This is a genomic window from Robertmurraya sp., assembly GCF_036676585.1.
Lineage (GTDB): Bacteria > Bacillota > Bacilli > Bacillales > Cytobacillaceae > Robertmurraya_A.
Genome location: NZ_JAKFCQ010000195.1, coordinates 1 through 7,721, shown reverse-complemented (window position 1 = coordinate 7,721; position 7,721 = coordinate 1). Strand labels below are relative to the sequence as shown.

The 7,721-nt window shown below is 42.6% G+C and carries 10 protein-coding genes; all 10 read right to left on the bottom strand.

The genetic code is table 11. The features are described from left to right. On the bottom strand, window positions 1-111 hold a 111-nt coding region (locus ACGLXV_RS24210; protein WP_391560638.1), incomplete at its 3' end, for a hypothetical protein. Between the two features lie 196 nt (window positions 112-307). Further along, the gene (locus ACGLXV_RS24205; protein WP_119710248.1) at window positions 308-1,165 is read right to left on the bottom strand and encodes a F0F1 ATP synthase subunit gamma; all 858 of its coding nucleotides are present in this window, start codon (window positions 1,163-1,165) and stop codon (window positions 308-310) included. A gap of 77 nt (window positions 1,166-1,242) precedes the next feature. Continuing rightward, on the bottom strand, window positions 1,243-2,751 hold the full coding sequence (atpA, locus tag ACGLXV_RS24200) for a F0F1 ATP synthase subunit alpha (protein ID WP_119710249.1): 1,509 nt from the start codon (window positions 2,749-2,751) through the stop codon (window positions 1,243-1,245). Between the two features lie 24 nt (window positions 2,752-2,775). Then, the gene (locus ACGLXV_RS24195) at window positions 2,776-3,312 is read right to left on the bottom strand and encodes a F0F1 ATP synthase subunit delta (protein WP_391560637.1); all 537 of its coding nucleotides are present in this window, start codon (window positions 3,310-3,312) and stop codon (window positions 2,776-2,778) included. Then, on the bottom strand, window positions 3,309-3,830 hold the full coding sequence (locus tag ACGLXV_RS24190) for a F0F1 ATP synthase subunit B (protein ID WP_119710251.1): 522 nt from the start codon (window positions 3,828-3,830) through the stop codon (window positions 3,309-3,311). The genes ACGLXV_RS24195 and ACGLXV_RS24190 overlap by 4 nt, the downstream gene beginning before the upstream one ends. A 131-nt stretch (window positions 3,831-3,961) precedes the next feature. Next, complete coding sequence (gene atpE, locus ACGLXV_RS24185; RefSeq protein ID WP_066059974.1) at window positions 3,962-4,174, bottom strand: F0F1 ATP synthase subunit C; 213 nt, start codon at window positions 4,172-4,174, stop codon at window positions 3,962-3,964. Window positions 4,175-4,245: 71 nt separating this feature from the next. Beyond that, complete coding sequence (gene atpB, locus ACGLXV_RS24180; RefSeq protein WP_119710252.1) at window positions 4,246-4,956, bottom strand: F0F1 ATP synthase subunit A; 711 nt, start codon at window positions 4,954-4,956, stop codon at window positions 4,246-4,248. 21 nt (window positions 4,957-4,977) lie between these two features. Beyond that, on the bottom strand, window positions 4,978-5,352 hold the full coding sequence (locus ACGLXV_RS24175) for an ATP synthase subunit I (RefSeq protein ID WP_119710253.1): 375 nt from the start codon (window positions 5,350-5,352) through the stop codon (window positions 4,978-4,980). Beyond that, on the bottom strand, window positions 5,352-5,579 hold the full coding sequence (locus ACGLXV_RS24170; RefSeq protein ID WP_340905937.1) for an AtpZ/AtpI family protein: 228 nt from the start codon (window positions 5,577-5,579) through the stop codon (window positions 5,352-5,354). The genes ACGLXV_RS24175 and ACGLXV_RS24170 overlap by 1 nt, the downstream gene beginning before the upstream one ends. Before the next feature lie 276 nt (window positions 5,580-5,855). Further along, window positions 5,856-7,721 (bottom strand): S8 family serine peptidase (locus ACGLXV_RS24165; RefSeq protein WP_391560636.1); only part of this gene is annotated, 1,866 nt, incomplete at its 5' end.

Sequence of the window (7,721 nt, the reverse complement as noted above, 5' to 3'; positions counted from 1 at the left end):
CTGCGCGTTGTTTACAATTTTAAGTGCATTATAGATCTGTGGTAGATGACCGCTTTCGAACTTTACGTCAACAACCGGACCCATAACTTGAAGAACGCGTCCTTTAGTCATTGTGTTCCCTCCCTAATACTTCATAAAACTTAGCAAATATAATCTATGGATATCAGGTCCATAGAAGAATGGTATTGTGTTTCGGTGTCCAGCTCCAGCGGCTAGCTCCTCGGGGTCATAAGCCAAAACCCTCCAGAGGTCAGGACCTCTTGCGGTTTTCGTCTTATGCCTGTCGGAGCTGGTCAAGCCGCTTCCGCTATTCTAGTGCCGCTGCTCCACCAACAATCTCAGTAATTTCTTGTGTAATTGCCGCTTGACGTGCACGGTTGTAGACAAGGCTTAGGTTGCTGATTAGATCATTTGCGTTGTCTGTTGCATTCTTCATAGCAGTCATCCTTGCAGCATGCTCACTTGCTTTACTGTCAAGAAGGGCGCCATAAATTAGGCTTTCCGCGTACTGTGGCAATAGGACATCAAGAATTTCCTCCGCAGATGGTTCAAACTCGTAAGATGTAAGTTTCCCTTCTGATTTAATATCAGTTAGTGGAAGAAGCTTCTTCTCCGTTACATCCTGTTGAATCGCACTTACGTAGTGGCTGTAATATAGGTACAACTCATCAAATGTCTCATCAGCAAACATGCCAACGGTCTTTGATGCGATGTCTTTTATTTCAGCGAAGCTTGGTTGATCTGGAACTCCAATGATGTCCAGAATAACCGGCATATTGCGTTTCTTAAAAAAGTCACGGCCAACACGTCCGATTGCGATAATCGCAAACTCGTCGTTTGATTTGTGACGGCTTTTAATTGTATTAAATAACTGCCTTAGCACGTTACTGTTGTATGCACCCGCAAGACCACGGTCAGAAGAAATGACTACATACCCAGTCTTTTTTACCGGACGGCTTGTAAGCAATGGGTTTTGCACGCCCTTACTTCCTTGTGCGATCGAAGCAGTAACCTCTTGAATCTTCGTCATGTAAGGAACGAAAGCTTTCGCGTTCATTTCCGCACGATTCATCTTTGCAGCAGATACCATTTGCATGGCTTTTGTAATTTGGCTCGTCTTCTTCGTCGAAGTAATACGAGATTTTATATCGCGTAATGATGCCACAGATTCTCACCACCTTGTTTTCAAAGTGAAACACTTGGGAAAGAGGAAGAACCGGTCTTCCTCTTCCCATTCATTAATTACTCGCTAATAGCAAACGTCTTTTTGAAGTCGTTAATTGCAGAAACTAATACATCGTCAGCTGGAAGGTCTTTTGTTGTTACGATTTGGTCAAGCACTTCCTTGCGGTTATGGTCTAACCAAGATAAGAACTCACCTTCGAAACGCTGGATGTCCGTTACCGGAATATCATCTAAATGGCCTCTAGTCAATGCGTAAAGAATCATTACTTGCTTCTCTACTTTTAACGGCTTGTTAAGATCTTGCTTAAGAACTTCAACAGTACGAGCTCCACGGTTAAGCTTTGCTTGTGTTGCTTTATCTAAGTCAGATCCGAACTGAGCAAACGCTTCTAGCTCACGGTATGAAGCAAGGTCAAGACGCAGTGTACCTGCAACCTTTTTCATCGCTTTGATTTGGGCAGAGCCCCCTACACGTGATACAGAAAGACCTGCGTTGATCGCTGGACGTACACCAGAGAAGAATAGGTCAGATTGTAAGAAGATTTGTCCGTCCGTAATCGAAATTACGTTTGTTGGAATATAAGCAGATACATCACCTGCTTGAGTTTCGATGAATGGAAGAGCTGTGATTGAACCAGCACCCTTTGCATCACTAAGCTTTGCAGCACGCTCTAAAAGACGGCTGTGTAGGTAGAATACATCCCCTGGATATGCTTCACGACCTGGAGGACGACGAAGTAATAGTGATAATTCACGGTAAGCCGCAGCTTGCTTAGAAAGATCATCGTATACTACTAGCACGTGTTTTCCGTTGTACATGAATTCTTCACCCATTGTTACACCAGCATAAGGAGCTAAGTATAATAATGGAGCTGGTTGAGATGCAGAAGCTGTTACAACGATTGTGTATTCTAATGCACCCATTTTACGAAGGGTTTCAACTGCGTTACGAACCGTTGATTCCTTTTGTCCGATGGCTACATAGATACATACCATGTTTTGATCCTTTTGGTTAAGGATTGTATCGATAGCAACAGATGTTTTACCTGTTTGACGGTCTCCGATGATTAACTCACGTTGACCACGACCGATTGGCACAAGTGCGTCAATCGCTTTAATACCCGTTTGAAGTGGCTCATGTACAGATTTACGATCCATAACACCAGGAGCTCCAGCTTCAATTGGACGAGATTTTGTTGTTTGGATTGGACCCATACCGTCAACCGGTTGTCCAAGAGGGTTTACCACGCGGCCAATTAGCTCTTCACCAACTGGAACCTCCATGATACGTCCTGTACGACGAACCTCGTCACCTTCACGAATATCAGTGAAAGGTCCAAGGATGATAATACCAACGTTATTTTCTTCTAGGTTTTGCGCCATACCCATAACGCCGTTCGAAAATTCAACTAGCTCACCTGACATTACGTTGTCAAGACCATGAGCACGAGCAATTCCGTCACCAATTTGGATAACAGTACCTACATCACTCACTTGAATTTCCGACTGATAGTTTTCGATTTGCTGTTTTATCAGCGCACTAATTTCTTCAGCATTGATGCTCATGAGTTTCACCCCTATCTACGAATCTTAGCCTAACAATTGACGTTCCAAGCGCTCAAGCTTTCCGCGCAAGCTACCGTCGAAAATTCGGTTTCCGATTCGAAGCTTGATGCCGCCGAGCAGATTGGTATCAACAATATTTTCAATACGGAGAGATTGCTTCCCAACTTTAGCAGCAAACGTAGCAGATAATGCTTGTTGCTCAGCTTCTGTTAGTGGACGAGTAGAATACACTTTCGCCTCTGCAATTCCTCTTTCATCATTTGCGAATTCAATAAAATAATCAGCTACTGCTTCCATGTAGTCTTCACGATGACGATCAATTAAGATCATTAACGTATTTAGAACGTACACACTAGCACCAGAGAATGCCTGTTTAATAATCTCCTTTTTCTTCTCATTCGTAAGCTTAGGAGACTTTAAGACAACACCTAGGTCGCCGTTATTTTTTACTACATTTTTAACTACACGCATTTCATTTTCCATTTGGTCAAGAAGTTGATGCTCTTTTGCTAGTCGAAAAAGAGCTAACGCATAGCGCTTCGCTACAGTCGAGTTGCTCATCGCCCTTCTCCTGCCTCTTGGATATATTCATTGATTAGCTTCTCTTGATCTGCTGTTGAAAGTTCTTTTTCAATCACTTTAGAAGCAATAAGTACAGATAATGAAGCTACTTGTTCACGAATAGCAGCAACCGCTTGCTCTTTTTGCTGTTCGATTTCAAGCTTAGCAGATTCTTTCAGACGGTCTGCTTCCGCACGCGCTAACGCGATAATTTCTTCACGCTGTACATCGCCTTGCTTTTTCGCATTTTCAATTAATCCTTGAGCTTCTGTACGAGCTTCTTTTAAAAGCGTACGTTGCTCTTCTAGTAATTGCTTTGCTTCACCGCGACTTTGTTCAGCAGCATTAATTTCTCCAGCAATATGCTCTTCACGTTGTTTCATGATGCCCATTAACGGACCCCATGCAAACTTCTTAAGTAATGCTAACAAGATGATGAAAGTTACTAATTGGAAAAGGATATCTCCACTATTAAACCCACCACCAGCTGAACCTAATACTAGACTGCTTGTTAACACCCTTGCTCACTCCCTTCAAGAGTCGTACACTTACAATTTATAACGTTACAAATGTTAATAGATGAACATAAAGGAATGGCGAAGCTGCACGTAATATGTTCTTCGCCATTGTTTTGTTAAAAATCCTAATATTAACCGCCGATAACCATGAACGCGATAACTACGCCGATGATCGGAACCGCTTCTACTAACGCTACCCCGATGAACATAGTTGTTTGAAGCATACCACGAGCTTCTGGTTGACGAGCGATACCCTCAACTGTTTTAGATACGATAAGACCGTTACCAATACCTGCACCTAGTGCCGCTAAACCGATTGCGATTGCTGCTGCTAAAAGACCCATTATAAAGTTCCTCCTTAAAATGTATAAACATGATTTTGTTATTTTTTGTTCATTAAATGAACGGGTATATATTAATGGTCATGACTCACTTTGTGTGCCAAGTAAACCATTGTTAACATGGTGAAGATAAACGCCTGAATCGCGCCGACAAAGATTGAGAACCCTTGCCAAGCAAGCATTGGAATAACCGCAGCGAGATGGCCGCCGACTCCAGTTGCTAGACTTCCTGCTAGTAACGTTAGAAGGATTTCTCCTGCATAAATGTTACCGTAGAGACGAAGCCCGAGTGTTAAGGTGTTTGCAAATTCTTCAATAAGTTTCAGCGGGAACAAGAACCACATTGGTCGAACGAAATCGCGACCGTATTCTTTTACTCCCTTCAGCTTTACACCATAATAGTGAGAAAGCCCGACGACCATCGTTGCTAATGTCAGTGTGATCACTGGATCAGCTGTTGGTGATTTCCACCACAATGTCCCGTCATAAGTAATTCCGAATGGAAGTCCAAGCATATTACATACGAATATATACATAATCAATGTAATACCTAGAATGTGGAATCTTCCACCATCTTTCCAATCCATTGTACTATTAATGATTCCTTTGACGAAATCCATTACCCATTCGAAGAAGTTTTGTATCCCCGTTGGTTTCATAGCCAATGAGCGAGTGGAAAGCACTGCGATGATAAAGACAATCACACTAGCAATTGTTATCATCAAGACATTTGATAAGTTAAAGGTTAGGCCCATAAATTCTCTTAAAGGAGCTTCATGATGCACAGTATTCACCTCTCTTCCCCGCTATTTATGTGAATGAAATGCTTGAAGAAAAAAATCTATCATAATAACCACGTATGAGGTCATTAATCCAATAATTACGCTATACAAATGGAGCTTGTCAGGATATTCAAGAGTGATCATCACCGCTAAAACAGCTGTCGCCATTCTTGAAAACATGCCGAGGGAACGGACCTTTTCGCCTTTTGCTATCGCATCGCCGAATTTAATAGTCCTTCTGGCCAATAACCACAAATTAAAAAGGCTTAAGCTCGTACCTAAAATAAGCCCTAAAAAAATAGTTTGATATGAGGTAAATCCCCACCCTAGAACGTATAAAGCTAGTAAGAAGAATATGTACTTTCGTTGCCGGATGTAGATCGATTGTATTTCGGGCATCACTTATTATCTCCTGAAAAGAAATGTTGAATTAGTCTGATCATGGCATATACGCCAGCTGCTAATCCGAGGAGTAGTCCGATGATTAAAAAAAGCGGCTCGGTGTCCAGTGTACGGTCAAGCCATCTTCCGGCAAAAATGCCTATTAATACGGAGCCTACTAACTGCGAAAGAATCCCCGACATTAACGCCATTGCTTGATATGGACGACGGTTTTTTTGATTCATTTCAGGCACGTCCTTTTAAAGAGACTGGTAGATAGAATAATGTTTTCACTATGGACTTGCTCGTTTAGGAAAGCTATATTTATACAGTACCCATGTTGAAAACCCTATCATTAATACCCTTTGTAAGCATACAATAGGCACTTGTCAATGTCAATTAGTTTGGAGTGAAAAAGTTCACAATTCAAACAATAGAAATTCTCGTTCACATTATGTTCAAAAAGTTTTTTATTTTCCTATTGCAAATGGAGCGAGTGTTGTTCTCGCTCCCTGTTTTCCTTACCGCTCTTTCACTTTCGAGACTGCAATCCCTGTTTCAACCATGTCTTCTTTTCCAGCTTTTTTCGCAAAAACCTTTGCTAAGTATAATCCATTTTCTGGTAGTTGGTCGGGCAGGATGTCCATCTTCAGCATTCCTCTCCCTACATTCCGTTTCCAATCTAAGAATTTGACGAACCGATACGTGTCTGGATCGAAGAGAGCAATTCCAAATTCATCTGCTCCACCCGGCAAATACACTTCGTAATGATACACACCCTGTTTATCTCCCGGACCAAATTCAAACCCCATAATACGCGGGTAGTTTGGTTCCTCCAATACATACAGGTATGGGACACTCACCCTTTGAGAGCCAGCCATGATGGTCAAATGACCTTCATGTATCTTCTTCGTAAGTTCATTGGGATCCACACTCATCGTAACGTTCACCGTCTTTTCTTTTCCCGCATCTACCGAAAAAGATTGCGGCAGTTCGAACTGTATCCCATCTCTTTGATGAGGAACCTCGAATCGATAGGTCATTCGACGATTGCTTACATTTTTAAAAGTAAGCTGTTGTGTATGCTCATGCTGCCTTTCTACTAACTTGAACTTCCCAAATTGTAGGGAAGCTGGCTTTACGAGCGTATCGGTTTGGATGGCTTCAGGAATTCTTATTCTTCCAGCACCTTGCTCGTACGTTTTATAAGGAACGTTTTTTCCATCAACAATAGGAATGGCCGTATTCATGAGAGCAGCCTTGATATCTTCCGGTCCCCAATCAGGATGAGCTTGCTTGATAAGAGCTGCTGCTCCAGCCACATGGGGAGCCGCCATACTTGTTCCTTGAAGGGCTAGGTAACCACCAGGTATTGTGCTTTTTATCGCTACTCCCGGCGCTACCACATCCGGCTTAATCTCCCAAGTGGAAGTAACCGGTCCTCTCGAACTAAAACTGGCAAGCAAATCCTTTTCTTCTATTATATTTGTTTTTGCAAGTATTTTTTGGCTAGCCATTGATCCTACGATTTCTCCACCTACCTGCTTGGACATGGTCGCCACAGGTATATCGATGGGACGATCTAAGTTTCCAATAAATTCTCCATTCATATTGTTAAAAATAATCACCGCAACGGCACCTGCATTCTGTGCATACCATGCTTTTTCTGAAAAAGTAAGTTCCCCTCGCTGAATAAGAGCAATTTTCCCTGCTACATCGGCGAGGTCTTCTTTTTTCCCAAGCTTCCCGTATACCACTTCATACGACCGATCAAGCTTCCAATCAATCGAGCCCTGCATGGGTTCGAGCCTTAATGTATCTTTTCTTCCATCGATCGTGAGATATGGAACTTTTAAAATCGGTGTGGAGGCACCAACCGATATGGCCTTTGACGCCGTACCAGGAGAACCAACCGTCCACATATTTGGTCCAGAATTACCAGACGAGGTTACAGCGACAATTCCGTTTTCAACCGCTTTATTCAATGCGAGCGATATCGGTAAATCAGGACCATTCACATTGTTTCCCAGCGATAGATTTAGGACATCTACTTTATCTTTGATGGCTTTATCAATCGCAGCAAGCACTTGTTCCGTTGTTCCCGAGCCGCCTGGACCAAGCGCACGATAGGCAATAATCTTCGCATCTGGAGCCACTCCTTGGATTTTTCCGTTAGCGGCAATAATGCCGGCCACATGTGTCCCATGTAAGGTGCTTTGGCCGTACAATCCCTTTGTCTCCATCGGATCATCATCAATATCGACGAGATCATAGCCTCTTTTATAACTTCGTCTTAAGTCAGGATGATTGTAATCAATGCCTGTATCAATGACCCCAACAGTGATCCCTTTTCCGGTGAGCCTTTGATTTTTCGGATCAAAATAGCC

Bases quoted from the DNA above. Each gene is read 5' to 3' on its own strand.
- atpA (WP_119710249.1), bottom strand. From the start codon at position 2,751: ATGAGCATCAATGCTGAAGAAATTAGTGCGCTGATAAAACAGCAAATC.
- atpE (WP_066059974.1), bottom strand. From the start codon at position 4,174: ATGGGTCTTTTAGCAGCAGCAATCGCAATCGGTTTAGCGGCACTAGGT.
- ACGLXV_RS24175 (WP_119710253.1), bottom strand. From the start codon at position 5,352: ATGCCCGAAATACAATCGATCTACATCCGGCAACGAAAGTACATATTC.
- ACGLXV_RS24170 (WP_340905937.1), bottom strand. From the start codon at position 5,579: ATGAATCAAAAAAACCGTCGTCCATATCAAGCAATGGCGTTAATGTCG.
- ACGLXV_RS24195 (WP_391560637.1), bottom strand. From the start codon at position 3,312: ATGAGCAACTCGACTGTAGCGAAGCGCTATGCGTTAGCTCTTTTTCGA.